The 322-nt window shown below is 68.3% G+C and carries 2 pseudogenes; one reads left to right on the forward strand and one right to left on the reverse strand.

The features are described from left to right. Nucleotides 1-117: pseudogene (locus ABGA94_RS01200) on the reverse strand (FUSC family protein); the annotation flags it as partial. A gap of 91 nt (nucleotides 118-208) precedes the next feature. On the opposite strand from ABGA94_RS01200, the pseudogene ABGA94_RS01205 reads away from it, so the two are divergent. Then, nucleotides 209-322, forward strand: a pseudogene (locus ABGA94_RS01205) (hypothetical protein); the annotation flags it as partial.

Here is a 322-nt window from a genome sequence, read left to right on the forward strand (position 1 = left end):
CAGGGCGATCAGCAACTGCACGTGCAGCTGCGGGAACAGCTGCAGCAGTGCCCAGGTCAGCACCAGTCCGGCGACGGTGCCGACGATGCGCTGTGCCAGGCGCTGGCGGGTGGCGCCGCTGAGGCCAAGCAGATCCTGATCGAGGCGCACCAGCGCCATCTCGACAGCAAGGCCTGAGCCTGAACCGGATCGCTCCGGCGAAACCCCGCCGGAGCAGGTCATCGAGATGGTCAAGGCCTCGGGCCTGCGCGGCCGCGGTGGCGCCGGCTTCCCGACCGGCCTGAAGTGGTCGTTCATGCCCAAGGGCAACATGCAGAAGTAC

The sequence above is a fragment of the Stenotrophomonas sp. 3diitr2024 genome, assembly GCF_042136455.1.
In the GTDB taxonomy this organism is placed as follows: Bacteria; Pseudomonadota; Gammaproteobacteria; order Xanthomonadales; family Xanthomonadaceae; genus Stenotrophomonas; species Stenotrophomonas sepilia.